At 44.4% G+C, this 26,990-nt stretch carries 21 protein-coding genes and 1 riboswitch; of the genes, 4 read left to right on the top strand and 17 right to left on the bottom strand.

Features of this window, described 5'->3' with window-relative positions:
- The first annotated feature begins 13 nt into the window (after positions 1–13).
- The gene (gene rfbA, locus KHS38_RS19355; RefSeq protein ID WP_213490210.1) at positions 14–883 is read left to right on the top strand and encodes a glucose-1-phosphate thymidylyltransferase RfbA; all 870 of its coding nucleotides are present in this window, start codon (positions 14–16) and stop codon (positions 881–883) included.
- A 312-nt stretch (positions 884–1,195) separates the two neighbouring features.
- On the opposite strand, the gene KHS38_RS19350 is transcribed toward rfbA, so the two are convergent.
- Entirely contained in the window at positions 1,196–3,247 is a 2,052-nt protein-coding gene (locus KHS38_RS19350; protein ID WP_213490209.1) for a M13 family metallopeptidase, read from the bottom strand.
- Between the two features lie 699 nt (positions 3,248–3,946).
- Here KHS38_RS19350 and KHS38_RS19345 point away from each other — a divergent pair.
- The gene (locus KHS38_RS19345) at positions 3,947–5,161 is read left to right on the top strand and encodes a peroxiredoxin family protein (protein WP_213490208.1); all 1,215 of its coding nucleotides are present in this window, start codon (positions 3,947–3,949) and stop codon (positions 5,159–5,161) included.
- Here the strand turns inward: KHS38_RS19345 and KHS38_RS19340 are convergent, their stop codons facing one another.
- The 4 genes from KHS38_RS19340 to rsgA form a co-directional block, all read right to left on the bottom strand.
- Positions 5,162–6,025 carry a DUF4349 domain-containing protein gene (locus tag KHS38_RS19340; RefSeq protein ID WP_213490207.1) on the bottom strand — a complete coding sequence of 288 codons (864 nt, stop codon included), beginning with the start codon at positions 6,023–6,025 and terminating at the stop codon, positions 5,162–5,164.
- Positions 6,026–6,031: 6 nt separating this feature from the next.
- Positions 6,032–6,361, bottom strand: a complete 330-nt coding sequence (locus tag KHS38_RS19335; RefSeq protein ID WP_213490206.1) for a nucleotide pyrophosphohydrolase — start codon at positions 6,359–6,361, stop codon at positions 6,032–6,034.
- An 11-nt stretch (positions 6,362–6,372) separates the two neighbouring features.
- A complete protein-coding gene (gene dtd, locus KHS38_RS19330; protein WP_213490205.1) occupies positions 6,373–6,831 on the bottom strand; it encodes a D-aminoacyl-tRNA deacylase in 459 nt (152 codons plus the stop codon).
- 117 nt (positions 6,832–6,948) lie between these two features.
- Positions 6,949–7,869 (bottom strand): ribosome small subunit-dependent GTPase A, encoded by a 921-nt coding sequence (gene rsgA / locus KHS38_RS19325; RefSeq protein WP_213490204.1) that lies wholly within the window; start codon positions 7,867–7,869, stop codon positions 6,949–6,951.
- A 106-nt stretch (positions 7,870–7,975) separates the two neighbouring features.
- Between rsgA and KHS38_RS19320 the strand changes: the two genes are divergently transcribed.
- The gene (locus KHS38_RS19320; RefSeq protein ID WP_213490203.1) at positions 7,976–8,581 is read left to right on the top strand and encodes an HAD family hydrolase; all 606 of its coding nucleotides are present in this window, start codon (positions 7,976–7,978) and stop codon (positions 8,579–8,581) included.
- Between the two features lie 19 nt (positions 8,582–8,600).
- On the opposite strand, the gene KHS38_RS19315 is transcribed toward KHS38_RS19320, so the two are convergent.
- The 9 genes from KHS38_RS19315 to murQ form a co-directional block, all read right to left on the bottom strand.
- On the bottom strand, positions 8,601–9,596 hold the full coding sequence (locus KHS38_RS19315) for a porin family protein (RefSeq protein ID WP_213490202.1): 996 nt from the start codon (positions 9,594–9,596) through the stop codon (positions 8,601–8,603).
- A gap of 245 nt (positions 9,597–9,841) precedes the next feature.
- Positions 9,842–11,086: a hypothetical protein gene (locus tag KHS38_RS19310; RefSeq protein ID WP_213490201.1), complete on the bottom strand. Its 1,245-nt coding sequence runs from the start codon at positions 11,084–11,086 to the stop codon at positions 9,842–9,844.
- 19 nt (positions 11,087–11,105) lie between these two features.
- Positions 11,106–12,329, bottom strand: coding sequence for a hypothetical protein (locus KHS38_RS19305; protein WP_213490200.1), 1,224 nt, complete (start codon positions 12,327–12,329; stop codon positions 11,106–11,108).
- Between the two features lie 63 nt (positions 12,330–12,392).
- Positions 12,393–13,349: a methylenetetrahydrofolate reductase [NAD(P)H] gene (gene metF / locus KHS38_RS19300; RefSeq protein WP_213490199.1), complete on the bottom strand. Its 957-nt coding sequence runs from the start codon at positions 13,347–13,349 to the stop codon at positions 12,393–12,395.
- Between the two features lie 71 nt (positions 13,350–13,420).
- A complete protein-coding gene (gene metH, locus KHS38_RS19295; protein ID WP_213490198.1) occupies positions 13,421–17,095 on the bottom strand; it encodes a methionine synthase in 3,675 nt (1,224 codons plus the stop codon).
- Positions 17,096–17,251: 156 nt separating this feature from the next.
- Positions 17,252–17,367: riboswitch (SAM riboswitch) on the bottom strand.
- Positions 17,368–17,525: 158 nt separating this feature from the next.
- Positions 17,526–18,215, bottom strand: coding sequence for an OmpW/AlkL family protein (locus KHS38_RS19290; protein ID WP_213490197.1), 690 nt, complete (start codon positions 18,213–18,215; stop codon positions 17,526–17,528).
- Between the two features lie 226 nt (positions 18,216–18,441).
- A complete protein-coding gene (locus KHS38_RS19285; protein ID WP_213490196.1) occupies positions 18,442–19,167 on the bottom strand; it encodes a Bax inhibitor-1/YccA family protein in 726 nt (241 codons plus the stop codon).
- Positions 19,168–19,223: 56 nt separating this feature from the next.
- Positions 19,224–19,790, bottom strand: a complete 567-nt coding sequence (locus KHS38_RS19280; protein WP_213490195.1) for a hypothetical protein — start codon at positions 19,788–19,790, stop codon at positions 19,224–19,226.
- Positions 19,791–19,923: 133 nt separating this feature from the next.
- Positions 19,924–20,730: an N-acetylmuramic acid 6-phosphate etherase gene (gene murQ / locus KHS38_RS19275; protein WP_213490194.1), complete on the bottom strand. Its 807-nt coding sequence runs from the start codon at positions 20,728–20,730 to the stop codon at positions 19,924–19,926.
- Positions 20,731–20,826: 96 nt separating this feature from the next.
- Between murQ and KHS38_RS19270 the strand changes: the two genes are divergently transcribed.
- Entirely contained in the window at positions 20,827–22,419 is a 1,593-nt protein-coding gene (locus KHS38_RS19270) for a S41 family peptidase (RefSeq protein ID WP_213490193.1), read from the top strand.
- Between the two features lie 120 nt (positions 22,420–22,539).
- On the opposite strand, the gene KHS38_RS19265 is transcribed toward KHS38_RS19270, so the two are convergent.
- The 3 genes from KHS38_RS19265 to ileS are packed head-to-tail and all read right to left on the bottom strand — an operon-like array spanning position 22,540 to position 26,926.
- Positions 22,540–23,151 carry a lipoprotein signal peptidase gene (locus tag KHS38_RS19265; protein WP_213490192.1) on the bottom strand — a complete coding sequence of 204 codons (612 nt, stop codon included), beginning with the start codon at positions 23,149–23,151 and terminating at the stop codon, positions 22,540–22,542.
- Positions 23,151–23,537 (bottom strand): TraR/DksA family transcriptional regulator, encoded by a 387-nt coding sequence (locus KHS38_RS19260; protein ID WP_213490191.1) that lies wholly within the window; start codon positions 23,535–23,537, stop codon positions 23,151–23,153. Before KHS38_RS19260 ends, KHS38_RS19265 begins: the two co-directional genes overlap by 1 nt.
- Positions 23,537–26,926, bottom strand: coding sequence for an isoleucine--tRNA ligase (gene ileS / locus KHS38_RS19255; RefSeq protein ID WP_213490190.1), 3,390 nt, complete (start codon positions 26,924–26,926; stop codon positions 23,537–23,539). Before ileS ends, KHS38_RS19260 begins: the two co-directional genes overlap by 1 nt.
- Positions 26,927–26,990 lie beyond the last annotated feature (64 nt).

Below are 26,990 nucleotides of genomic sequence, written 5' to 3'. Positions count from 1 at the left end.
AAGATATAAGGCTTTGAAAGGAATTATACTTGCCGGCGGTTCAGGAACCAGGCTACACCCACTCACTTTAGCTGTAAGTAAACAGCTGATGCCGGTTTACGACAAACCGATGATCTATTATCCATTGTCGGTATTGATGCTGGCCGGTATCCGCGAGATACTGATCATATCAACGCCGCATGATATGCCGCAGTTTAAAAAGCTGCTGGGTGATGGAGAAAGCTTAGGTTGCCGCTTTGAATATGCCGTGCAGGAAAAGCCCGACGGACTGGCGCAAGCTTTTGTAATTGGTGCCGATTTTATTGGTAATGATAAGGTAGCTTTAATACTGGGTGATAATATTTTTTATGGTGATGGCTTATCAAACCTGTTGCAAACCAGCAGTGATCCTGAAGGAGGTGTAGTGTTTGCCTATCAGGTTGCCGATCCGGAACGTTATGGTGTGGTTGAATTTGATGCCAATAACCAGGTAATATCTATTGAAGAGAAGCCAACGGAGCCTAAATCAGACTTTGCCGTACCCGGTTTATACTTTTATGATAACGATGTGGTGGAGATTGCCAAAAATATACAACCATCTCCACGCGGCGAGTATGAGATTACCGACGTAAACAAAGAGTACCTGCGCAGGGGGAAACTGAAAGTAGGCATATTAAGCCGTGGCACTGCCTGGCTGGATACCGGTACCTTTGCATCGCTGATGCAGGCCGGGCAATTTGTACAGGTAATTGAGGAGCGCCAGGGTATTAAGATAGCCTGTATAGAAGAGATTGCCTACCGCATGGGCTTCATTGATGAGCAGCAACTGGTAAAGATTGCTACCCCATTAACCAAAAGCGGCTACGGGCAATATTTGCTTAAACTGGTAAAAGGAAAGAAATAAAAGAATATATAATAACAAGAAAGCCCGGCTAATAGCCGGGCTTTTTGTTTGCCGTAAAGTGAAATCTGATACTGACACGATCGTGTCACGAGTATAAATACCTGTACCAAACTGTTCCGGGTGTTCCACACTGTACCACTTTTTTTGAACGGCCTATAGGTGCTGCAAACGGCATTTTAGGTGTACCAAAGTGTACCACCTGTTCCGCTGTGTACCGGTTTGTTCCGCTTTGTACCACTTCAAAAGTGGTACACTTTACCGGAACGAGTCCGGTAAAGTGTTTGGGCAATGTTCTGCTTATCTTGACAGCTACTACCAGATACGTGCACGTTTATCCGGGTCAAGCCACATCTTATCACCTTTCTTGATGTGGAATGCTTCATAAAACTCAGCTACATCGGCAAACGGGCCATTTACGCGTAAAAAGCCCGGCGCATGCTCATTAGTCAATACCTGGTTCATCAGGTTTTCCTTACGTTGCTGCCCCAGCCAGCCTAACGAGTAACCTAAAAAGAAGCGCTGCAACGGGGTAAAGCCATTAATGCTTTTACCTTCTTTATACTGCTCGGTCTTTTTAAAGGCATCCAAACCGATAACAATACCGCCTAAATCGGCAATATTTTCACCTTGTGTAGCTTTGCCGTTTACATGCAGGCCATGTACCGTGAAGTTGTTAAACTGGTTAATGAGTACCTGTGCATGCTGGGTGAACTTTACAGAGTCTTGCGGTGTCCACCAGGCTTTCAGGTTACCATCGGCATCAAACTGGCGGCCGGTATCGTCAAAGCCATGCGTCATTTCATGGCCAATGGTTGATGCGGCTGCATAGCCATACACTACGGCGTCATCCACATTCTCATCTTTTGCTCCCGGAATCATAAACTGCGCAGCAGGCAGCACAATTTCATTGTTGGATGGATTGTAATAGGCATTGTAGGTTTGCGGTGTCATGTCCCACTCGGTACGGTCAACTGGTTTGCCCAGTTTAGCAGCATCCCGCTTGTGCCAAAAAGTAGCGGCCCTGAATACATTTAGTACATAAGCATCCCGGTCTATTTCCAAGTCCGAAAAGTCTTTCCATTTATCCGGATAGCCTACTTTAGGGTTAATCTTCGCCAGCTTTTGATAAGCTTTCTTTTTAGTTTCTTCGCTCATCCAGTCCAGTTTGGCTATACGTTCTCTAAAGGCCGTACGCATGTTCTCTACCAGTTTTACATAACGCTCCTTAGTTTTTTCCGGAAAGTATTCTTTCACGAACAACTGACCTAATACCTCGCCCATTAAATTATTCTCGGTATCCAAAACCCGTTTCCAGCGCGGCAACTGCTCCTTACGGCCCGATAATACGCTGCCGTGAAATCTGAAGTCTTCGTCGCTAAAAGGTTTGCTCAGGTAAGGACTGGCTTCTGCCAGTAAGTTTTTGCGCAGGTATTGTTTCCAATCGGCAATGCTGTAAGTTTTTAAGGCTTTGCTTACGGCCCGGTAATACTCCGGCTGACCGACTATCACCGTATCAACGCCCTTATAGCCCATCTGCTCAAACAAATCTTTCCAGTTAATCTCCGGCGTTAACTTGCTTAATGCAGCTAACGGCATTTTGTTATAGTTGCGGTATGGATCCCGCAGGTTTTCCAGCTTGCGTGAGCTATCTGCCAGGAACTTTTCAAGTGCATAGGTTTTGTTGCTTGCCTGTGTGGCTTCTGCATCAGCCATACCACCCAATTTAAACAGAGCAGGCAGGTGCTGCCGCTGATAGTCGGTGCGTACCTTTGCGCTCAGCTCATCGTTATTAAAATAATAATCGCGGTTGGGCAGGCCAATGCCGGTTTGCCAAAGCTGTAATAATTGTTTAGAGCTGTTCTTGGCATCCTGCCCTACATAGGTGCCAATAGGCGTACCTACGCCGATGGTTGACAGGTGGGCAAACTCAGCCATTAATCCCGGCAGGTCTTTGATTTGTTCAATACGGCTTAATTCAGGCTGCAAAGGTTGTAGGCCCTGCTTTTCAATCCGGGCGCTATCCATGCCGGTATAATAGAAGTCGCCTATCTTTTGTGTATTCGTGCCTTTTGCCGCATTTGCTTTTAAAGCATCCTCACTAATCTTTTTAAGCTGATCGCGTAATTCCTCTCTTACGACGTTGCCAATACCCCAACTTGAATAAGCGCCAGGTATAGGATTCTTTTTAAGCCAGCCGCCATTGGCATACTGAAAAAAGTCGTCACCTACTTTTACGGTGGTGTCTATGTTTTTGATAATAGCATCATGTGCAGCATAGTCTTTTTTTTCCTGCTGGCAAGCCGTAAATAAGCCGGTTGATATCAAGCCGGCAACGGTCCATTGCAATAAGCACTTGTTTTGCATATAAAATTGAGTTCTTGTATATTTTTACGTACAGTATTTTATAATAGGTGTCCTTTTAAATGGAATTGTTGGTTTTTTGAGACACGATTAAATGCATAGATATCTTGAATTTGAAAATTTTATTTTGGGTTAAATCACCCTTGGTATTTCTTTTAAACAAATAAACTTGTCATTTACTAAAGCAACAAACAGTATATATTTTCATTATGCACACAGCTTACTATGCTCCATCGTAAGTAAACTACTTATTTAAAAGCGGCTTTTTAAAGCGGCAAAGGCGATTTTATAGACGTAAATCAAAGCAGTTGCTAATATAAAACAACATAGGTATATACAATGAGCCTTAACTTAGTTTTATAAATATTACCGCGGTTTAAAGCATATAATTATGGAAAATTAAATTGTGGCTTCAGTTTTGTATAACTATTAACGACTCTGCATCTAACTGAAAAACATAAATAGTAACATCTACCTATGTTACATTTCTTAAAAGAGAATTCTCAGGCACCCAAGCTGAGATGAATTTGTTCTTTGTTTTGGGTTTAATCAATAGTTTAAATTAATTAGGGGAAAGGGAGCTTCAAAAGAGCTCTCTTTTTTTGTGCTCAAAAATTTGATTTATCTTAAACCTGTCAAAATCTATAAAGTATACTGATTTTGTAGTGTATTTTTATTTTCTTTGCTGCGATTATTATTCGCATGAAAAAGACATTTTATTTAGCCCTTATACTTTTCTTGAGCGCTGCATCAGCATTTGCCCAAACTAAATTGCCTTCAGGTATATGGCGAGGCGTGTTAACAACTACTGCCGGTGCCGATGTGCCATTCAACTTCAATGTTCAGGATACAGCCGGCCGGCAGCAGCTTACTATCTATAATGCTAACGAGCGCTTTAAAGTGACTGATGTGAAGGCTTCGGGCGATTCCGTATTTATTAAAATGCCATTGTTTGATTCTGAATTTAAGTTAAAGCTGCAAGGCGGCCAATTGAACGGTCAGTGGATAAAACATGTAGGTGAGCGCGATGTGGCCATGAAGTTTACCGCAAGCCATGGCGAAAACTGGCGCTTTGTAAAATCGCCCGAAAAGCCGGCGTATAACGTAACTGGCCGTTGGCTGGCTGTGTTTGGCGAGGGTGCAGACCGTGATACAACAGTTGGTGAGTTTAAGCAGGAGGGAAGCCGTTTAACAGGAACCTTCTTAACCACCACCGGCGATTACCGTTACCTGGAAGGTAACGTGAGCGGCGATAAGCTTTATTTATCGTGCTTTGATGGTGGACATGCCTTTTTGTTTACTGCCACTGTAAAGGATAATCAAACTATAACCGACGGTAAGTTTGGTAACTCGCCGTGGACAGCCGTAAAAGATGCTAACGCAAAGTTGCCCGATGCCTTTTCACTTACTGCGTTAAAGCCCGGCTACAAAAAAATCAGCTTTAGCTTTCCTGATCTGGACGGAAAAAAAGTATCGCTTGATGATCCGCAGTTCAAAAATAAAGTAGTGATACTGCAGATAACCGGCTCATGGTGCCCTAACTGTATGGATGAGACCGCCTTTTTGGTTAATTATTACAAAAAGTACCACAAACGTGGTGTTGAGGTATTGGGGCTGGCTTATGAACGTACTACTGATTTTAATAAATCGCGTAATGCTATTTTACAGGAGAAGAATCACTTCAATGTACCATACCCTTTACTGGTAACCGGTTACACCAGTAATAAACAGGAAACTGCTAAAAGCTTACCTATGCTCAATAATTTCCTGGCTTTTCCAACTACCATTATTATTGATAAAAAAGGTGATGTGCGCAAAATATATACCGGCTTTAGCGGCCCCGGTACCGGTAGCCACTATGCCGAGTTTGTAGATACTTTTGAAAAGCTGACCGAAGATTTACTGGCCGAAAAGTAATTACTGCTTTCTGCGACGCCAGGCTTTAAAGGCCCAGATGATAAGCACAATTAAAAGCAGATAAGGCCAGATACTGATGATACCGAAAAACAGGCCTTGCAGGTTTTGCCAGCCGCTACTCAGCGCCGTTTTTAACTGATAGCCAAAAGTGTTGCCATCATTGCGGGCGGCGCTTTTAGTAAACAAAGTAATGGTTAAAGAACTATAGGCGATTTGCTTATTAAGGTAATTGAGCTGACCCTGGGCTGTTTCAATATTGGTACGAACCTCCGTTAGCTTATCTTCAATTTGCAATATATCTGCCATTCGGGAGGATTGTTGCAGTAATTGCTTATAGCGGTTTTCGAGCAACTGCATATTAGCCAGTCGGGTTGTAATATCAATGAACTCGGTAGTAACATCCTTGATGCGGATGTTCTTAGATTCCACCCGGTCGGCCGCCTCGGTGGCCGTAGCCAAAAAGCGGTCGAACTGTTCGGCAGGTATCCTTACCTTTAAAATAAAATTACGGCCAGGTTGCTCAATGTTACCATTGTCGTTAGTTTCGCTTTCCTCATCCATATAACCGCCTAATTTGGTAAGGTTTTGTATGATGGCTTTACGTGTGGACTGGAGGTTACCTGTTTCCAGGCTGATCTCGCCTTCTTTTATTATCTTTTTAGAAACAGGTTGCTGTGTTTTTTCGGGTGAAACTGCATCGGCCTCTTCCTTAGCCACATTCATCTCGCCTGTTGAGGCTGCCTCCGGAGGAGGTGGAGCGAACTCTACTTCTTGAAGTTGGACTTTGTCATTGGACTGATGCTTACCACAACCAAAAGTTAGTAAAGTTGCCAGGGCAAAGTACAGGTAAAGCAGCTTTTTCATAGTGGGTTAAGGTTTAAGTTTTTCATTGTTGCGATGACGGTCGGCATCGCGTATGCTTTTCTTTTGCAGGTTTTTTTCGAGGGCTTCAGTTAAATTGATGCCGGTTTGGTTAGCCAGGCAAATCAGAACAAATAGCACATCGGCCATCTCATCGGCCAGGTTTATCTCGGTGTCCGACTTTTTGAAGGATTGTTCACCATACTGGCGCGCCATAATGCGGGCAACTTCGCCAACCTCTTCCATTAATATGGCCGTGTTGGTTAGTTCGTTAAAATAGCGTATACCGGTGGTATTTATCCAGTTATCTACCAGCTTTTGTGCTTCTTCAATCGTCATGCAGCAAATAGTTAATGATTTTCCTTGTCTTTCGTATCCATCATAATGGTAACCGGACCATCATTCAGTAAACTGATCTTCATATCAGCACCAAAAATACCGGTAGCAATCTCGTTGCCGGTAAGTGTTTTAAGCGCATAAATCATTTTTTCGTATAGGGGAATAGCCTTATCGGGCTTAGCCGCACGGATAAACGACGGCCGGTTACCTTTTTTAGTTTGGGCAAACAGGGTAAACTGCGAGATAAGCAAAATGCGCCCATTTACATCAGCCAGCGCTTTATTCATGAGGCCGTTCTCATCACCAAATACACGCATGCCGGTAATTTTTTGTGCCAGCCATTGTACATCTTCGTCGGTATCTGCATCCTCAATACCTAACAATATTAAAAAGCCGGCATCAATTTGTCCGGTTATCTGCCCGTTAACCGTACAACTGGCCTGGGTTACACGTTGTAATACTGCCCTCATAGTTTCAGAATCATGAATTTAGGAGCAATATAACACACTCTATCAAAAGTATTTCAATAAGAACTTATTTAGCGCAAGTGCATAAGCTTAACCCCCGCCCTTATCTTCTTACGCCAGTTATGACCGGGTATCGTTGCCGTTATAAATACTAAGGTAGCTTTCATAGCGCGAGGGCTCAATTTCTCCATCTTCGAGGGCCTCTAATACGGCACAGCCCGGTTCGTTAATGTGGCGGCAATTATTGAAGCGGCAATCGTGCATGCGGTTGCGCATTTCCGGAAAAAAGTGGCTCAGCTCCTGCTGGGCAATATCAATGATACCCAGTTCGCGTATGCCGGGCGTGTCAATAATAGATCCGCCACCGGGTAGATCATACATTTCGGCAAACGTAGTGGTGTGCATGCCCTTGTCGCTCCATTCGGATACCTCGGTGGTACGCAATTGCAGCTCCGGTAATATGGCATTCATCAAACTGGATTTACCAACGCCGGAGTGGCCTGAAAATAGCGTGATCTTATCCTGCAGCGTATCCCTTAGCTGGGGTATGTTGGTACCTTCCAGCGCTGATACCTCATAACATGGATAGCCCAGGTTTTCATAAATGCTTTTGTATTCGGCCAGTATTTCCAGTCCCTCGTCGCTAAACATATCCAGTTTGTTGTACACCAGGCAAGCCGGAATATCATACGCTTCGGCTGTTACCAAAAAGCGGTCAATAAAGCCCAGTGAGGTACGTGGCGAAGCCAGTGTTACCACCAAGTAAGCCTGATCCAGATTGGCTGCAATGATTTGTGCCTGTTTAGACAGGTTGATGGATTTACGGATGATGTAGTTTTTGCGGTCGTACAGTTTGGTAATTACACCCGATTCCTGCTCGGGTTCCAGCTCAAACTCTACACGGTCGCCCACGGCTACCGGGTTGGTCGTGGTTAAGCCTTTAATGCGGAACTTGCCTTTAATGCGGCAATCGTACCGCTGCCCATTTGCATCGCGTACCTGGTACCAGCTGCCGGTTGATTTAGTGACGAGTCCTTGCATAAGGGTGTAAAATTAACAAACTTTATGATGCTGTTATGAATTAAAACAGTAGCTTACGGCATAACTGTATTACAGCGTAACTTGTTTTAACATACCATCTGTAAACATGACTAACACCATAATTTTTGATTTGGGCGGGGTTTTGATTGACTGGAACCCGCACTACTTATACGACAAGATTTTTACTAACCCTGCAGAGCGAGATCACTTTTTGGCCAATATTTGCACCTCCGACTGGAATGAGGAGCAGGATGCTGGCCGTACCATTAGTGAAGGAACCGAACTGCTGGTGGCCCAGCACCCCGGGCAGGAAGAAAATATACGTGCCTTTTATGGCCGTTGGGAAGAAATGCTGGGCGGTGCCATAGAAGGTACTGTGGCATTGTTTAAACAGTTGAAAGATAGCGGCCGGTTCAAAGTGTATGCGCTCACCAACTGGTCAACCGAAACGTTTGGCATTGCACAAAGCAAATACGATTTTTTAAACTGGTTTGACGGCATCGTGGTATCGGGTGTTGAGAAAACACGCAAGCCCTATCCCGAATTTTATCAAATACTGTTTGACCGGTATCAGGTAAATCCGGCTGAAGCCCTTTTTATTGACGATAACCTGCGTAACATCAAAGCAGCAGAAGCATTAGGCCTACCCGGTATACGTTTTACCTCATCGCAAGAATTGGAAGAACAACTAATACAAAAAAAGCTGCTTTAACAAGCAGCTTTTTTATTTGTTATTTAAAGTAATAATGAGCGCCGATACCATAAATTGATTGTGCAATCGAAAATGATGCTTGTGATGTAAATGCTGTAGGCGATGTATAAAGCGCGTATATTTCAAATTTTTTATTGATAATCGTGCCAACCTGAACAGGGAGGCTAACCCACAGATTATTTAGTCCATAATAATTATCATTAATGGTTGATATTGAATAAAACTGATAGGTATGCTGGTTCTTACTGTAGAACGAGTAATTGAAACTTGCACCAATGTTCAAGTAAAGCTGTAAATTTTCTTTATTATATATATTGTAAAGCACTTGTGGTTTAAGCGAGAATGTAGCTTGTTTCAGATGATATTTAAAATACATTACGTCATCTGAAATTGCATCATAATTTGCCGAACTGTTATAAAAGCTTAATTCTCCCCGGAAAATCAACTTTTGGGTATGTCTGTTCAGAAATAAATCAATCCCTGCGTTAATACTAGGAAAAAAGTTAGCAGACTTTTGGCCACTGAATATGTTATCTCCATCAATTTCATTAGAGATACGGGCAAAAGTTAAACCGGCAAAAAAGCGGCTGCCTCCCATTTTCGTTTGAATAACATTTTTATCATTATTTATCTGTTTAACTATATTTACTATACTCGTTTCTGTATATCTTCCACGGTCTATACTTGCTCGTAAACTTTTGTTAGTAGGATTATATTTGGTTGCCAGCTGGTTCAATGTAACAGTATAGGGGCTGTATTCTCTAACAGCTTCTTTATCACTGCCTGCATAGAAATGGTAGTATTTGATTTCAAATGGCTGGCTATTGCCTTCCTGAAGAAATATGCGGTATTTAATTTTGTCCTGATAGGTAAGTACTGTTACCGGTTTGCCCCTGTAAGCAAGCTTCAAAAAAACAGTATCCTGCATAACAGTTGTATCAACACCAACAGATAAATCAGGAAATGTACTCTTATCCATAGTAACAGGACCGGTATAAGTGATATACTCATCCATACCGTTTACTACAAAAGTACGCAGCATTTTAGGGTAAAAGCGGTTACTTTGACCGTTAGGCATGTTTTGTTTGAATTCAATGTATTTAGGTGAATGTTCCCACTCTTTGTAGTTGATATAACCTTTTAGTGTATCGCCTTGGGTATTTATTACATATCCGCTTTTGTAATTAGACTGAGCATATAAAAAAGTTGGTAATAGTAGTGATAATAGTAATAAGCGAAAGGTCATGTGTAATAAGGTGTTTATCTGTTAAAGTAATAATGTATACCTGCTCCGTAAGTGGTATTGCTGATGGAGAAATAGACATAGTTGCCAAAAGAGGATGCAGGAGAGTACATGGCAAATACATCAAACTTTTTGTTGACAGTTACGCCCGTTTGAACCATGAAATTGATCCATGTTTTTTCGAGGTCAAAAGGTGTAATAGGCTGGCCTGCATAGGTTAGCTGGTTGTTGCTATAAATGCTGTAATTGATTCCAACACCCGCACCGGCAAAAAATTTAAAATTTTCTTTATTGTAGATGTTATAAAATACTTGCGGAGCAAGCGCGATGGTATATTGATTAAACTGGTAGCTTGCATCAGTCGAGCTCATGATGTTTTTTACAGTACCATTGAACTTTGGATTAGCCGCTGTAAAGGATAATTCTCCTCTGAAAAAGAATTTTTGAACATGTTTATTGGTGAAGAAATCTACACCAACGCTGATAGCAGGCAGATAGGTATTCTGAGATTGGCCATTGAAAATAACATCCCCGTCAAATTTTGTTGCTGTGTTTTTTATTAAGGTACCAGCAAAGAAACGACTGCCATAATTACCCCCCTTTTGTTGTACTTTGTCATTATTAATTCGCTTAGTCAGGCTCAGTATTTCCCATTCCTGAAATTGTGCATAATCAATAGCTCTCAGCAATTTAGCATCCTCGCTTTTATACTTTTCTGCAAGTGCTTTAAGGGTAACCTTATATACATCAATACCTCGGATGGTATTGCCGGCAGTTCCATTACTGTAGTTATCGGTAATATAACTATGGAAAATAAGTTCAACAGGCTGGTTATCATTATCCATAACAAAAAAGCGCTGCTTTAATTGATCGCTTTGTTTGAGCATACTTACCGGTGAGCCTGCATAGAATAGTTGTAAAAACAAGGTGTCTTGCACTACAGTGGTATCTAATGCCAATGGAAGGTCTGGCATGGAGTTCTTATCCATACTTACCCGGCCCTTATAAGATATGTAACGATCCATGCCATCTACAACAAACCCCTGTAACATACCAGGCGTATACCGGGTATATTCTTTATCTGTTGCTGTGGCTTTAAATTCTATATACTTGGGCGTGATTGACCAATCCCTATAGTTGATATATCCTTTTATGGTGTCGCCCTTGGTGTTTATAACATAGCCGCTTTTATAGTTGGATTGTGCGCGGCATATTATAGCAAAGAGTAAGAAAGACACCAATAAATAACTGCGTAAATTCATTTTATAAAGTAAAGTCAGATTAATGATTCGGGGTAAATAAATAGCGTAGGCCAATGCCATAGGTTGTGTTGCTGATGGAAAATAAATGATATTCTGTATAAGCGCCAGACGGAATATACATAGCGAACACATCAATTCTTTTATGAAGAGTTATACCTGCCTGTAATGGAAAGTTCATCCATAAGGATTTCAAATCGTACACATTGTAAGTGCCCCGATCATTACCGGTATAGAATGAATAGTTGAACGATGCCCCTGCCCCTGCAAAGATTTTAAAATTGTCTTTGTTGTAGAAGCTATAAAGGTACTGTGGCGTAAATGATATAGTATATTGCTTAAACCGGTAATCGGGGTTACCCAAAAAGTGTGGACTAACAGTACTAAACGCTAATTCGCCCCTGATATATGATTTTTGTGTATACCGGTTAGGGAAAAAGTCTATTCCACCGCTGATTCGCGGAAAATAACTTGTCGGTTTACTGTCTGCATAGGTGTTTTGGCCGTTGGGGTAAGCAACAGAAATGTTGTTGATACCGTTAAACTGTGATACGGTTCGATTAAATAACAATCCTACAAAAAAACGGCTACCATAGGTGCCTGCTGCTTTAATACGCTGATCATTATTAATCAACCTTGCAGCTTTATACAAGTCCGACTCTGTAAATTCTGTGCGGTTTACGGTTTTGTGTATGCCAATATCTCCGCCTCGGTATTTGCCGGCTATAGCACGTAAAATACTTCTGTAAGGCGTTTGTTCACCAAGGTTGTTACCGTCAACATAATACTGGTGATAAGGCAGCTCTACAGGTGCAGCGTTGTGTTCTTTAATGAAATACCGGATCTTTACATCGTCCTGCTGCTTAAGTAGGCTCACGGGGCTGCCGGCATAAGTTACCTCTAAAAACAGGGTGTCCTGAACCGTTGTGGTATCCAGATTGGAGGGTAGGTCTGGAAAGATGTTTTTATCCGCACTTACCCGCCCGATGTAAGTAATATAATGATCCATGCCGCTTACCTCAAAAGCTTGAAGCATGCCTGGATAAAAGCGAGTCAACTCCCGACTTGACGCTGCCTGCTTAAATTCAATAAATTTCGGTGTTGTTTTCCACTCACGGTAATCAATAAAGCCATTTAAAGTGTCACCTTTAGTTGTGATTACATAGCCGCTTTTATAGTTGGATTGTGCCCGTGTGGAAATAGAAAACGCTACCCCTATCAGTAGCGCTAAAATGCTTTTTTTCATTGCAGTGTTTAGGTTGCCGGCGCAAATATACAATAAGCGGCCGGTTTGGTAAACCGCATTCTATTAAAATATAGCCTGTGCAATGCGTTTGGTAGGTTCGGCATTACCCATGGTATAAAAGTGCAATACGGGTACGCCAAAATCAACCAGCTCCTTACATTGGTTAATCATCCATTCAATGCCTACTTCTTTTACCTCTTTATCGTTTTTGCAGGCATGCACGGCATCGCACAAATCTTCCGGGATATCGATATGGAATATTTTAGGCAGATTAATTAGTTGCTTTGCTGTTGTAAGCGGCTTTAAACCCGGTATAATTGGAATGTTAATACCGTTTTCACGGCATTGGTTTACAAAGGCTTTATACTTGCTGTTATCAAAAAACATCTGGGTTACAATGAAGTTGGCACCGGCATCTGCCTTCTGTTTCAAATATTTGAAATCGGTTTTCAGGTTAGGTGCCTCAAAATGCTTTTCTGGATAGGCTGCCACGCCAATGCAAAAGTCGGTTTTCATGGATGAATCCTGGTACTCGTGCAGGTACATGCCTTTATTCATGTTGGCTACCTGCTCCAGCAATTCGGTGGCGTAGCAGTGGCCGCCGGGCGTGGGTATAAATCCGGGGTCAGTTTTGCGGGCATCGCCACGCAATACCAGTACATTGTCAATACCTAAAAATTGCAGGTCTATTAACGCGTACTCGGTTTCTTCTTTAGTAAAACCGCCGCAAAGCAAGTGGGGCACAGCATCAACCTTATACTTGTTCATGATAGCCGCACACACTGCTACTGTACCAGGGCGCTTACGGTAAGTTACCTTTTCGAGCAGGCCGTTAGGTAACTCCTTGTACACATGATCTTCACGTGACGAGGTTACGTCAATAAACGGCGGTTTAAATTCCATTAAAGGATCAATGGCGTTGTAGATGCCCTGCAGACTTTGCCCTTTGATGGGGGGCAAGAGTTCGAATGAAAAAAGGGTTTTACCTTTTGCGTTCTGGATGTGCTCTGTTATTTTCATTGTAGTCCCTAAAGGGGCTCTATTGGTTTACAAAAGAATATAAATATTACCTGTTTTGAATTTGCTATTGCTTAATAATTCAGATTCGGGCTCAGCCATCGCTCTACTGTTTCAACCGACATATTTTTCCGCTTTGCATAATCCTCAATCTGATCTTTGCCAATTTTGCCTAACCCAAAGTACCGGGCTTGCGGGTGGGCGAAGTAGAACCCGCTAACAGAGGCAGCCGGTAACATGGCCAAACTTTCGGTTAGGTGCATGTGGGCATGGTCCGGCGCTTTTAGCAAGTCAAATAAGGTTGTTTTTTCGGTATGGTCCGGGCAGGCCGGGTAACCCGGTGCCGGACGAATGCCCTGGTATTGCTCTTTAATCAAATCCTGATTGGTAAGCTGTTCATCCTTGGCATATCCCCAATACTCGCGGCGCACCAGTTCGTGCATCTTTTCGGCAAAGGCTTCGGCCAGGCGGTCGGCAATAGCTTTGGCCATAATGCTGTTATAATCGTCATGATCTTTTTCAAACTGAGCCACCAGTTCGTCGCAACCAATACCTGCTGTTACGGCAAAGCCGCCAAAGTAATCGGCCACGCCGCTATCTTTAGGTGCAATAAAGTCTGACAGGGCATAGTAAGGTTCGCCGGCGGCTTTTTCGGCCTGTTGGCGCAGGGTATGTATCTTGCTTAATAGCTGGGTGCGGCTTTCGTCGCTGTATAGTTCAATATCATCGCCCACACTGTTGGCCGGCCAAAAACCGATTACGCCATTGGCCTGCAACAGGTTTTCTTTAATTACACGGTTAAGCAATGCCTGGGCATTATCAAACAACTCACGCGCTTCCTGCCCCACGTTTTTGTCGTCGAATATTTTGGGGTAGCTACCGCGCAACTCCCAGGTATGGAAAAACGGTGTCCAGTCGATGTACGGAACCAACTCTTCCAACGGGAAAGCTTCGAATACCTTAACACCGGTAAAGGTAGGTTTGGGCGGAACAGCACCATCCAGATTGATCTGGCAACGTTGAGCGCGTGCGTCATCAATAGATACATAGCGCTTGTCTGACCGCTTGTTCATATGCGCTTCGCGGGCTTTGGCATACTCATCTTTTATGGATTGAATGTACCCATCGCGTGCATCCTTGCTCATTAAATTGCTGCATACCGTTACACTCCGAGATGCATCCAGCACGTGAATGGCCGGGCCGGAGTAGTTAGGCGCAATTTTTACCGCAGCATGTATGCGTGAGGTTGTAGCTCCACCCACAATCAGCGGAATAGTAAAGCCTTCACGTTCCATCTCTTTGGCAAAGTGTACCATTTCATCCAGCGACGGGGTAATGAGGCCGCTCAGGCCAATAATATCTACCTGTTGCTTTTTAGCTTCTTCAATAATTTTCTGTGCAGGCACCATTACGCCCAAATCAATCACCTCGAAGTTGTTACAGGCCAGTACCACGCCTACAATGTTTTTGCCGATATCGTGTACGTCGCCTTTCACGGTAGCCATTAGTACCTTGCCAGCATTGCTGCGCTGACTGGCATCAGCATTCCGTAGCTTTTCCTCTTCAATAAACGGCAACAGGTAAGCCACAGCTTTTTTCATAACCCGGGCCGATTTTACCACCTGTGGCAAAAACATTTTACCCGAGCCAAATAGATCGCCCACGATGTTCATACCGTCCATTAATGGGCCTTCAATTACCTCCAATGGGCGGGGATACTTTTGGCGGGCCTCTTCCACATCATCATCCAGGTATTCTACAATACCTTTAACCAATGCATGCGAAAGGCGTTTTTCAACCGGTTCATTACGCCAGGCTTCATCACGTACTATTTCTTTGCCTTTGGCTTTTACGGTTTCGGCAAATTCTACCAGTCGTTCGGTGGCATCCGGGCGGCGGTTCAATAACACGTCTTCCACTCTTTCCAACAGCTCTTTAGGTACTTCTTCATAAACCTCCAGCATACCGGCGTTTACAATACCCATATCCATACCGGCTTTAATGGCATGATATAAAAATGCTGAGTGCATAGCCTCGCGCACGACATTGTTGCCGCGGAAAGAGAACGAGATATTACTTACCCCGCCGCTTACTTTGGCCAGTGGCAGGTTTTGCTTGATCCACCGCGTGGCTTCAATAAAGTCAACCGCATAGTTATTATGCTCTTCTAAACCGGTGGCAACCGTTAATATATTCGGGTCAAAAATGATGTCCTGTGGCGGGAAACCGATTTCGTTGACCAATATATCGTATGATCGTTTACAGATCTCGATACGGCGCTCCATGTTATCGGCCTGGCCCTGCTCGTCAAAGGCCATCACTACCACGGCTGCGCCGTAGCTTAATATTTTGCGAGCGTACTCTCTAAATTTGTCTTCACCCTCTTTCAGTGAAATCGAGTTCACAATGCCCTTACCCTGCAGGCATTTCAAGCCTGCCTCAATCACGCTCCATTTAGAAGAATCGACCATGATGGGCAGTTTGGCAATATCAGGTTCAGAGGCTACCAGGTTCAGGAATTTGACCATGACGGCTTCCGAATCAATCATACCCTCATCCATATTGATGTCAATCACCTGGGCGCCGCCTTCTACCTGCTGGCGGGCAACGGTTAGGGCCGCCTCGTAATCTTCGGCCAAAATCAGTTTCGAAAACTTGGGCGAACCGGTAATGTTGGTACGCTCGCCCACGTTCACAAAGATGCTTTCGGGCGTAATGGTCACGGCCTCTAAGCCGCTCAGGCGCAGGTAAGGCTCTACTTGCGGACGAACGCGCGGCGAATATTTGGCCGCGCGTTCGGCAATGCAGCGAATATGATCGGGCGTGGTGCCACAGCAACCGCCCACAATGTTTACTAACCCGGCCTGCATAAAATCATCTACCTGGTGGGCGGTTTCGTGCGGGGTTTCATCATAGGCGCCAAACTCGTTCGGTAAACCGGCATTGGGGTAGGCCGATATAAATACGTTGGCTTTTGCCGAAAGCTCCTCTAAGTAAGGGCGCATTTCTTTTGCACCCAAAGCACAGTTTAAACCTACTGACAGCAGGTTGGCATGGCAAATAGAATTCCAGAAAGCTTCTACTGTTTGTCCTGATAGGGTGCGACCTGATGCATCGGTAATAGTCCCCGAAATCATGATAGGCAAGTGCTTACCCGATTCATGGGCATAACGTTGTATGGCAAACAAGGCTGCCTTGGCGTTCAGGGTATCAAAAATGGTTTCCACCAATAATACGTCCGAGCCGCCGTCAACCAATCCGCGTACCTGCTCATAATAAGCATCAGCCAGAATATCAAAGGTTACGGCGCGGTAACCCGGGTCGTTTACATCGGGCGATATGGATGCCGTACGGTTGGTGGGGCCAACAGCGCCGGCCACAAAACGGGGCTTACCGGGCGTTAGTTGGTTATACTCATCGGCTGCTTCACGGGCTAAGCGGGCACCTTCATAGCTCAGCTCGTAATCCAGCTCTTCCATGTGGTAATCGGCCAGTGATATGCGCTGGGTACTGAAGGTATTGGTTTCAATAATATCGGCACCGGCCTCCAGGTATTCCTTATGTATGGCTTTGATCACATCCGGCCGGGTAATGTTCAGCAAATCGTTGTTGCCTTTCAGGTCCGACGGGTGATTTTTAAAACGCTCGCCACGAAAATCCTCCTCCGTTAACTGATAGCGCTGTATCATGGTACCCATGGCGCCGTCAATTATCAATATGCGTTTTTGTAGTTCTTCTCTAATGTCCATTTGATCGTATCAAGTAGTGAGTATCAAGTATAAAGACAAACTTCATACTGTTGCTATAAAGTAAATGGCATCAAAAAAATCCTGATACTGGTTACTTAATACTTGATACTAAAACGGCTTATATCGAAAAGTCGGTTCACAGGAATTTGACTTCATCGCTTATCTGTCTTAAAACCTTCATAGTGGCAGGCTTTAAGTAGAATGTAGCACCTTGTAAGCACAGGTTGCCAAGACTTCGCAGGGTCCAGTCCCTCCATCTTTCTCCATAAGCATTACAAATTTGCACAATAAGGCGGTCAAATGCAAATATGTGTACTTATAAGTACTGTAAAATATTCCAGTGATGGCAATGCAAAAAAACCGCATCATCCATCGCGGATGATACGGCCTAAGATTAAACGGAATGAAAAATTTTAATGGTAATAATAAATTATAAGCGGTAGCCTACACCAAAGCCAACTACCCAGGGTCTGATCTTAACATCGGCGTTGATGTTGCGCAGTACAGGTGCCAGTGCCTGGTTGCCTGATGGTGTAAGGTTAGATGCATCAACCGTAACATCGGTTGATAGGAATATCTTTTTCACATCCACGTTCAGGAAGAATTTTTTGCTGATATCATAATCGATACCCAACTGGCTGGCAAAGGCAAACTTGTTTTTGTAATCGATACCTTGTGCAACCGGGCCATGGTCGGCGTTGTAAAAAATGGTATAGTTGGCGCCTGCACCAATGTAGGGTTTAAAGGCTGTGCCGGTAGGCAGGTGGTATTGCAAGGTAAGGGTTGGGGGCAGCAGCCATACTTTGCCCAGGTTTACATCGGCAGATGCAGGGCCGCCAATGGGGCTCAGGTTAGAGCCGGAGGTGCTCACTTTGTGCTTGGATGTACCCAGTATCAGCTCGGCCGAAAAGTTTTTGGCAAAGAAGTAAGTAAAGTCCAGTTCGGGAATGTAAGAGTTGCTGAGGTTGATATCACCGCCGATAACACCGATGTTAGCACTCTCCTGCGGGAAAATGCCCAGTGCCCGAACGCGTATATTCCATTCATTTTTTTGTTGTGCAAAACCGGTGAAGCCTGCCAGTAACAACAGGGCGCATACCAATAGTCGTAAGGTTTTCATAATACTTTGGGGTTGATTAACGGATCAAATGTATACCGCTTTGGCGGGCCCCATATTGATGAAAAGCAGTTACGGAATTGATGCTCATCATTGCCGGATATGGTAGAAAAATGTTAAACTGTCCCGCAAGTGATGATAAGTGATTTAGAGCACAAATAGATTAGCCAGGAACAACAAAGGCCCTCCATTTGGAGGGCCTTTGCGTTATTGTTTATTATACAGTTACTTAATTTCTGCGGCCACCGAATATCCTTAATAAGGATAGGAACAGGTTGATAAAGGTAAGGTATAAAGACATACCGCCCATCACAGCCAGCTTCTTAGCAGAAGCATCACCATATTCTAATCCGGCACCAATGCGCTTTAGCATTTGTACTTTATAAGCCGTTAAGCCCACAAACACGGCTACGCCAATATAAGTAATGGCCTGGCTAATGCCCGGGCTGGCCAGCCACATGTTTACCACAGAGGCAATGATAATACCGATTAAGCCCATCATCATCAATGAACCAAACTTAGTCAGATCCTGGCTGGTAGTATAACCCGCCACAGCCATAATACCAAAAACGGCTGATGTGGTTATAAAAACGCCTAACACAGAAGATGCGGTAAACGCCAGCAAAATAAAGCTCAGGCTGATACCCATTACGGCCGCGAAAACGATGAATAACAGCGATAGCACCGGGAAAGAGATACGGTTCATGCCGAAAGACATAACCAGTACAAAAGCCAGTGGTGCAAACATCACGATTTTGCCGAAAGCGGTTAAGCCGGTTGGGCTAACCAGTAATTGCAGCAAAGACGCATCGTGGCTAAAGATATAGGCAAAAAAGGCTGATATGCCCAGCGCCAGAAACATCCATGAAAATACATTGGCAATAAACCTGCGCGAAGCGCTGCGTTCATCGTCCAGTTGTATTACACGGTCATAATCATAATTTCTATTTTCCATTTTTAAATCAGGTTAAAAGTTGTTTAATAAGTTAGACGTTGTTCAGCCCAAATAGTTTATGCCAGTCTGCGCATTAATTGCTCTTCCACACGGTTGTAAACCTGTAAGGGCTTCAATGTGCGCCAGCTCAAATCGTCAAGCCCGCCGCCAAAGTTAATATAGTAGTCAATATTGTTTTGCTTGAATTCGTTGATCACATGCTCACGGAAATTGACGCCCGCAATCCAGCCATCTTCCACATCCTGAAACCACTCTTCATAATAACAATCGTCAGATGAGTGGTAGTTGAGCACATTTTCGCCAATCAAAATAAATTTGTTGATGCCTTGGTCAATCATCAGCTCCATGATTTCGCGCTTAAGCAGCATAATATCATTATTGATGGCATCATTCCATTCGCCTATAAACTCAATGATCACATAACCGTGATCGTAATCGGCAAATAAAACTTTCAGGTACAGCGTATTGGAGCCGAACGAATCCCACTGCGGGTGCAACAGATAGTTGTAAACCTGTTTATCAAACTCAAACTCATTGTACTCAGTAGCATAAAAAGGCGAGTATTCGTCTTCCGCTGCAATGTAATCATCCCTCCACTTGTAATATGGCTCTATCTCGTGCATAACCCCCTCCGGCCCCTCTCAAAGGCTTTTATATATAATTAATGGGCAGCTGCATAACTGCCTATCTAATTTAGTGATACTTTTCTTTATCTCCAACAATGGCTGCACGTTTGCTTGTCAGCAAAAAGTAGTCTTATTTGCTGTAAGCCTCAACCGCTTTACGTACGCTTCCATGTGTGGTAAGCAATTCGGCAGCGGTTTGTTCGTCAACGCCAATTTCCTGCATTACCATGCGGGTGCCGCGGTCAACCAGCTTATGATTAGTTAACTGCATATCCACCATTTTATTACCCTTTACCCGGCCCAGTTGTATCATTACACTGGTAGTAAGCATATTGAGCACCAGCTTTTGGCCGGTACCAGCTTTCATACGGGTAGACCCGGTTAAAAACTCAGGTCCGGTAACTACTTCAACCGGGTACTGGGCCTCGGCAGCAACCGGGCTGCCTGCATTGCAAACCACGCAGCCGGTAACCAGGCCATGTGCATTGGCTTGCTGCAAACCGCCTATTACATAGGGCGTACGGCCTGATGCCGCCAATCCTACCACCACATCTTTAGCGGTAATATTATAAGCCTGCAAATCAAGCCAGGCCTGCTGATCATCATCCTCGGCGTTTTCTACGGCTTTGCGTATGGCACCATCGCCACCGGCAATTATGCCCACCACCCAATCAAACGGTACGCCGAAAGTAGGCGGGCATTCTGATGCGTCAACCACGCCCAAACGGCCACTGGTACCCGCACCTATGTAAAACAACCGGCCACCGGCACGCATTTTTTCGGTTACGGCTAATGCCAGCTTTTCTATCTGCGGCAGTGCCTTTTCAACTGCATTGGGTACGGTTTTATCTTCATTATTAATGTGTTGCAGTATCTCGGCAACAGGCATTTGATCCAGGTTGGCGTATTGGGATTCTTTTTCGGTGGTATAGTCCATTTTATTATTACAAATCGGTAACAAAATTCGTTAAAAAACCTTCAACAACAAGAACCTGTTGCATAATCAAATGTTTATTTTTGTAGCAAGGGTTATATGAAACAAACAGCTGCTATTATCTTCAGGTCGGTGGTGTTATTGATTGCGGGTGTAGCTATCGGTTTGTTGATCAATAGTAACCGTTTTTCTGAAGACGATTATATTGCCGGCGGAACGTCAAATAAGCTGGACCGGGTGATGCAGCTGGTTAAGAAAAAGTATGTGGACAGTATCAATGTGGACAGCGTTGAAGGTGTTACCATCAATAACCTGCTCCAAAAGCTTGACCCGCACTCCGTTTACCTGCACAAACAGCAGGCGCAAACCCTGGCCGATAAACTGCAGGGTAATTTTGACGGTATTGGTGTTGAATCGCAATTACTGCGCGACACCTTGTTTATTACCCAGGTATTACCCGGCAGCCCTGCTGCACGTGCCGGTTTGCCCAATGGTGCCCGTGTAGTACAAGTTAATGGCGAGTCTTTTGCAGGCACGCACTTAACTGAAGACAGGGTGAATGAAGCCTTTGGTGGAAAAACGGATACTGATATCACCTTGGGTATAGTGCAATGGCCGGATAAAAGCATTAAAACTTACCGTATTAAACGCAGCCACATCAGTGTGAGCAGTCTGGATGTAGCTTACCTTACCACTCCCGAAATAGGTTATATCAAAATCAGCAAGTTTGGTACCGCTACAGATATTGATTTCCGTGCAGCTTTGGAAAAACTGAAAGCAGCCGGCATGAAAAAGCTGGTGCTTGATCTGCGTGGCAATGGCGGCGGTTACCTGAACACGGCAACAGCCCTGGCCGACGAGTTTTTGCCTAAAGGCAAACTGATTGTTTATACCCAGGGATTGCATGAACCTCGTACCGATTACTTTGCCACCGATTCGGGTGTGTTTGAGCAAGGCAAGCTGGCGGTACTGATCGATGAGCATTCGGCTTCGGCAAGCGAAATATTGGCAGGCGCACTGCAGGATCTGGATCGTGCCGTGATTATTGGCCGACGCTCATTTGGTAAGGGCCTAGTGCAGGAGCAGTTTGAGTTTGAGGATGGATCAGCGTTAAACCTTACAGTAGCCCGTTACTTTACGCCATCAGGCCGCAGTATTCAAAAATCATATAAAGCCGGTACCGAAAATTACCGCAATGAACTGACCGATCGTTTACAGAAAGGGGAGTTATATACGGCCGAAAATAATCTGGATGACAGCGTTTTTAATACATCAGTGCCTTATCATACTACATCGGGTAAAAAGGTGTATGGTGGCGGTGGTATAATGCCCGACATTTTTGTGCCCGAAGATGCTGCACTTAATTGCATGCTGGTGCATGAACTTGCCCGTAACGCGCTTTTTAGCGGTTATGCCATTGACCGGATGCAGGCTGTGTTGAAGAATTACAGCAGTGCCACAGACTTTGCGCAAAATTATGCAGTAAGCGAAGACGAGTTTACCCGTTTTATTATTTATGCCTCCGGCGCATTACGTGAAATGGACTCGCACGAGATAGCCCAGTCTAAAAACTACATCAAGCTATTACTTAAAGCCCATGCTGCCCGCTTTAAATGGGGTAACGAAGTTTACTACCGGATACTAAATCAAAGTGATACCACGGTAGCAAAAGCGGTTGAGGCGCTGAGGTAAAATCCATTAATATTGCCTTCACGAAAAGCTTTGGGTAGTCTCAGATTAAAGAAAGAAGAATTAGAAGGTAAGTAACCCTATTTATATAAATTAAAAAGCCGCTCATTTGAGCGGATTTTTCTATTCTTCAACTATTTCGCTGTGGGGGCTGCTTGCTTCAACCTCTTCTTTTTTAAAGTACCGGTTTTGGTAAATCAGAATCATAATCACACCTACCGAAATGGCGGCATCAGCCAGGTTAAATATGGGGCGGAAGAATTTAAACTCTTCGCCCGGCCCAGCCCAGGCTGGCAGCCAGCCTGGCAAATGGCCCTGAATGATCGGGAAATAAAACATATCCACTACCATACCCTGAAACAAGGGGCGGTTTTGAAACAAAACGCCGTAAAAAGTGGAATCAATAATGTTACCTAATGCGCCGGCAAATATCAGGGCTACGTTCATAGCCAGCCCGCGGTGGTATTTATGGCGTATAAGGTACAATAAAGCATAGCCAATACCCAGTACTGCTACAATGCGGAACAAGGTTAAAGCCAGCTTACCGGCTTCGCCGCCCAGTTCCCAGCCAAAGGCCATACCGTTGTTGAGGGTATACAGCAGCATACCACGATCCCCCAAAAAATGAATTTCCTGGCCTTGGTACATATTAGTGCGTACCCAGGTTTTGATCAGCTGGTCTACAATAACAATTAACGCAGCCACTAACAAGGGCTTAACGTAAGAAGCTTTCATTAATACTGTTTCAGTTTAGCTTCCATGCTTAGCGTGGTGTGTGGTACAGCACGCAGGCGCTCTTTTTGTATCAGTTTACCGGTTTCGCGGCAAACACCATAAGTTTTATTTTCGATACGTACCAGGGCAGCTTCTAACTGCTCTATAAATTTTTTCTGACGTGCTGCCAACTGGTTAATCTGTTCTTTCTCCAGCGTAGCCGAGCCGTCTTCCAAAGTTTTATAAGTACCGGCGGTATCATCTGTACCGTTCAGGTTCGGGTTGCTTAATGATGATGCCAGCGAGTTCAGTTCTTCGCGGGCAACACGAATTTTATCCAGGATGATTTCTTTGAATTCCTGTAATTCTACATCAGAATATCTGGTTCTTTCGTTTGTTGTGCTCATTATACTTTACTTATTGCAATTACAATTTCATTGTTTTCGATCACTACAGTCTCGCCTTCAAACGCTTCGCTATCCAATTGAATATCAGTAGCTAATATTTCGGCGCAAATATAGGATAAATTGCTTGTTACGGCATTGCTGATATACGGATGATCGCTCAGGCGTACATTAATCTTGTCTGTAACCTCAAAGCCTTTATCCTTACGCAGGTTCTGTATGCGATTGATCAGTTCGCGCGAGATGCCTTCCTGCTTGAGTTCTTCGGTTAGGGTAACATCTAAAGCAACGGTTAGTTTGCCTAAATTTGCTACCTGCCATCCGGGAACATCTTCGGCAGTGATTTCTACTTCGGTATTCAGTATGTTATGGCCGGTTGAAAGTGTAAAATTGCCTTCGTTTTCCAGCTTGGCGATGTCTTCTTGTGATAGTTCGGTAATGGCCTGTGCCACCACTTTCATATCCTTGCCTACTTTTTGGCCTAATGCCTTAAAGTTAGGCTTTATTTTTCTTTTAATGAAACCTGCCGTGTCGGTAATGTACTCAATGGTTTTGATGTTGGTTTCCGACAAAATCAGGTCTTTCACCTCTTCTACCTGGTGCTCAAAGTTTTTATCCAGTATAGGCAGTAAAATTTTGCTTAGCGGCTGGCGTACATTGATACCCACTTTTTTACGCAACGACAGGGTTAATGATGAGATATCCTGCGCCAGTTGCATACGCTCTTCCAGTTCCTTATCCACCAGTTCGGTGTGGTAAACAGGGAAGTCGGCCAGGTGAACGGATTCAAACTGTTCTTTACCGGTAGCGGTATTCAGGTCGTTAAACAAGCGCTCCGCAAAGAATGGCGCGATAGGCGACATCAATTTGGCGATGGTTACCAAACAGGTATATAACGTTTGGTAAGCCGATATCTTATCTTCAGAGTTGTCTGATTTCCAGAAGCGGCGGCGGCTCAGGCGTACATACCAGTTGCTCAGGTGCGCATCCACAAAATCCTGTATAGCACGGGCGGCCTTGGTGGGTTCAAAGTCGGCGTAGAAACCGTCAACCTCCTGGGTCAGGGTATTCAGCAGCGATAATATCCAGCGGTCAATTTCTGGGCGCTGGCTTAACATTACGTCCGGTTCGCTATAATCGAATTTATCGATATTGGCATACAGGGAAAAGAAGGAGTAGGTGTTGTACAACGTGCCAAAGAATTTACGGCGAACCTCATCCACACCTTCCAAATTAAATTTCAGGTTATCCCAGGGCGATGCATTGCTGATCATGTACCAGCGGGCAGCATCAGCACCGTATTGCTCAATGGTTTCGAACGGATCAACCGCATTGCCTAAACGTTTAGACATTTTGTTACCGTTTTTATCCAGCACCAATCCGTTTGATACCACGTTTTTGAACGCAATACCACGATTGCCTACCTGCTCATTCACAGCTTTTACCTCTTCGCTGGCTTCGCTCAGCATAACTGCAATAGCGTGCAGTGTAAAGAACCAGCCGCGGGTTTGGTCAACACCTTCGGCAATAAAATCGGCCGGGTAGGCGTTGGCAAACTCTTCTTTATTTTCAAAAGGGAAGTGCCATTGCGCATAAGGCATAGCACCCGAATCAAACCAAACATCGATCAGATCCGGCTCGCGGAACATTTTTTTGCCGCTGGCTGATACCAGCACTACATCATCTACGTAAGGGCGGTGCATATCTTCCAGCTTAAAGCCCTCGGGCATAAAGCCGGCTGCAATAGCTTTTTCAATTTCGGCATTCAGCTCAGCAACGGAGCCAATGCATTTTTCTTCGCTGCCGTTTTCCTCGCGCCAGATAGGCAGCGGGGTACCCCAATAGCGTGAGCGCGACAAGTTCCAGTCAACCAAGTTTTCTAACCAGTTACCAAAACGACCAGTACCGGTAGCTTCGGGTTTCCAGTTGATAGTTCTGTTCAGCTCAATCAGTTTATCTTTAACCGCAGTAGTTTTAATGAACCAGCTATCCAGCGGATAGTATAAAATAGGCTCATCGGTACGCCATGAGTGCGGGTAGCTGTGCTCGTACTTTTGTACGTTGAAAGCTTTATTGTCTTCTTTCAGTTTGATGGAGATCAGTACGTCGGTACCCCTAAAGCCGGGTTCGTCGCGTTCTGCCTGGCTGTAGTATTCTTCTTTTACATAGCGGCCGGCAAAGTCGGTTACTTCATCCACAAAACGGCCCTGTTTGTTTACCAGCGGCACTTCTTTGCCCGTTTCATCCAGCACCATTACTGATGGTACGTCGTTCTCTTTACAGGCTCTAAAGTCATCCGCACCAAAAACAGATGCGGTGTGTACGATACCGGTACCATCCCCGGTGGTTACAAAATCGGCCGGGATAACGCGGAAAGCCTTTTGCTCCAACTCATCATTGGTAACATAAGGCATTAGCTGGTGGTAACGTAAGTCAACCAGGTCAGCTCCTTTGAAAGATGCTTTTACTGCCCACGGAATCACTTTATCGCCGGGTTTGTAATCTTCAAACGAAGCATTCTCACCTTCGGCTTTAAAGTATTTGCCAACCAGCGCTTTAGCCAGCACTACGCTTACCGGTTTAAAAGTATACGGGTTAAGCGTGCTGATTTTTACATAGTCGATATCCTCGCCAATAGCCAGGGCACAGTTTGATGGCAGTGTCCAAGGGGTAGTGGTCCAGGCCAGGATGGCGGTTTCTTCACCCGGTTCGCTGAACAGGGTTTGCATCAGCGGATGTTGCTGATCATTCTTTAAAAAGAACTGGGCGGTAATGGTGGTATCTTTCACCATTTTATAGGTGCCCGGCTGGTTCAACTCGTGCGAGCTTAAACCAGTGCCCGATTTAGGGGAGTACGGCTGCACGGTGTAACCTTTATACAGCCAGCCTTTGTTGTACAGCTGTTTCAGTATCCACCAAAGGGTTTCAATATAATCGTTCTGGTAAGTGATGTACGGATTTTCGAGGTCAACCCAGTAACCCATCTTTTCGGTCAGGTCGTTCCAGATGTCGGTATAGCGCATTACCTCCTTACGGCAGGCTTCGTTATAATCTTCAATCGATATTTTTTTGCCAATATCATCTTTGGTAATGCCCAATGATTTTTCAACAGCCAGTTCAATAGGGAGGCCGTGGGTATCCCAGCCGCCTTTACGTTTTACCTGGTAACCTTTAAGGGTTTTGTAACGGCAAAAAATATCTTTAATAGAACGGGCCATGGCATGGTGAATGCCGGGCATGCCGTTGGCAGATGGTGGTCCTTCGTAAAAAGTATAAGGGTTGCTGGCCGGACGGCTGCTGATACTTTTTTCAAATATGTTGTTCTGTTTCCAGAACTCCAGCACATCCTTACCAACCTGCGATAGATTTAATTGTTTATATTCCTTGTACATCAGTGTTTTCCACAATTTTAAGAGGGTGCAAAAATACGGATTTTTAAAGTAATAATTTACTTCC

Source organism: Mucilaginibacter sp. Bleaf8 (genome assembly GCF_018390515.1).
Classification (GTDB): domain Bacteria; phylum Bacteroidota; class Bacteroidia; order Sphingobacteriales; family Sphingobacteriaceae; genus Mucilaginibacter.
Note: the sequence above shows the minus strand (reverse complement) of the source record. Positions and strands in the feature narration are given on the sequence as shown.

Excerpts from the sequence above, each read along its gene's own strand:
- KHS38_RS19350 (WP_213490209.1), bottom strand. The coding sequence starts at position 3,247 with ATGCAAAACAAGTGCTTATTGCAATGGACCGTTGCCGGCTTGATATCA.
- KHS38_RS19345 (WP_213490208.1), top strand. The coding sequence starts at position 3,947 with ATGAAAAAGACATTTTATTTAGCCCTTATACTTTTCTTGAGCGCTGCA.
- KHS38_RS19340 (WP_213490207.1), bottom strand. The coding sequence starts at position 6,025 with ATGAAAAAGCTGCTTTACCTGTACTTTGCCCTGGCAACTTTACTAACT.
- KHS38_RS19335 (WP_213490206.1), bottom strand. The coding sequence starts at position 6,361 with ATGACGATTGAAGAAGCACAAAAGCTGGTAGATAACTGGATAAATACC.
- dtd (WP_213490205.1), bottom strand. The coding sequence starts at position 6,831 with ATGAGGGCAGTATTACAACGTGTAACCCAGGCCAGTTGTACGGTTAAC.
- rsgA (WP_213490204.1), bottom strand. The coding sequence starts at position 7,869 with ATGCAAGGACTCGTCACTAAATCAACCGGCAGCTGGTACCAGGTACGC.
- KHS38_RS19320 (WP_213490203.1), top strand. The coding sequence starts at position 7,976 with ATGACTAACACCATAATTTTTGATTTGGGCGGGGTTTTGATTGACTGG.
- KHS38_RS19315 (WP_213490202.1), bottom strand. The coding sequence starts at position 9,596 with ATGGATGAGTATATCACTTATACCGGTCCTGTTACTATGGATAAGAGT.
- KHS38_RS19310 (WP_213490201.1), bottom strand. The coding sequence starts at position 11,086 with ATGAATTTACGCAGTTATTTATTGGTGTCTTTCTTACTCTTTGCTATA.
- KHS38_RS19305 (WP_213490200.1), bottom strand. The coding sequence starts at position 12,329 with ATGAAAAAAAGCATTTTAGCGCTACTGATAGGGGTAGCGTTTTCTATT.
- metF (WP_213490199.1), bottom strand. The coding sequence starts at position 13,349 with ATGAAAATAACAGAGCACATCCAGAACGCAAAAGGTAAAACCCTTTTT.
- metH (WP_213490198.1), bottom strand. The coding sequence starts at position 17,095 with ATGGACATTAGAGAAGAACTACAAAAACGCATATTGATAATTGACGGC.
- KHS38_RS19290 (WP_213490197.1), bottom strand. The coding sequence starts at position 18,215 with ATGAAAACCTTACGACTATTGGTATGCGCCCTGTTGTTACTGGCAGGC.
- KHS38_RS19285 (WP_213490196.1), bottom strand. The coding sequence starts at position 19,167 with ATGGAAAATAGAAATTATGATTATGACCGTGTAATACAACTGGACGAT.
- KHS38_RS19280 (WP_213490195.1), bottom strand. The coding sequence starts at position 19,790 with ATGCACGAGATAGAGCCATATTACAAGTGGAGGGATGATTACATTGCA.
- murQ (WP_213490194.1), bottom strand. The coding sequence starts at position 20,730 with ATGGACTATACCACCGAAAAAGAATCCCAATACGCCAACCTGGATCAA.
- KHS38_RS19270 (WP_213490193.1), top strand. The coding sequence starts at position 20,827 with ATGAAACAAACAGCTGCTATTATCTTCAGGTCGGTGGTGTTATTGATT.
- KHS38_RS19265 (WP_213490192.1), bottom strand. The coding sequence starts at position 23,151 with ATGAAAGCTTCTTACGTTAAGCCCTTGTTAGTGGCTGCGTTAATTGTT.
- KHS38_RS19260 (WP_213490191.1), bottom strand. The coding sequence starts at position 23,537 with ATGAGCACAACAAACGAAAGAACCAGATATTCTGATGTAGAATTACAG.
- ileS (WP_213490190.1), bottom strand. The coding sequence starts at position 26,926 with ATGTACAAGGAATATAAACAATTAAATCTATCGCAGGTTGGTAAGGAT.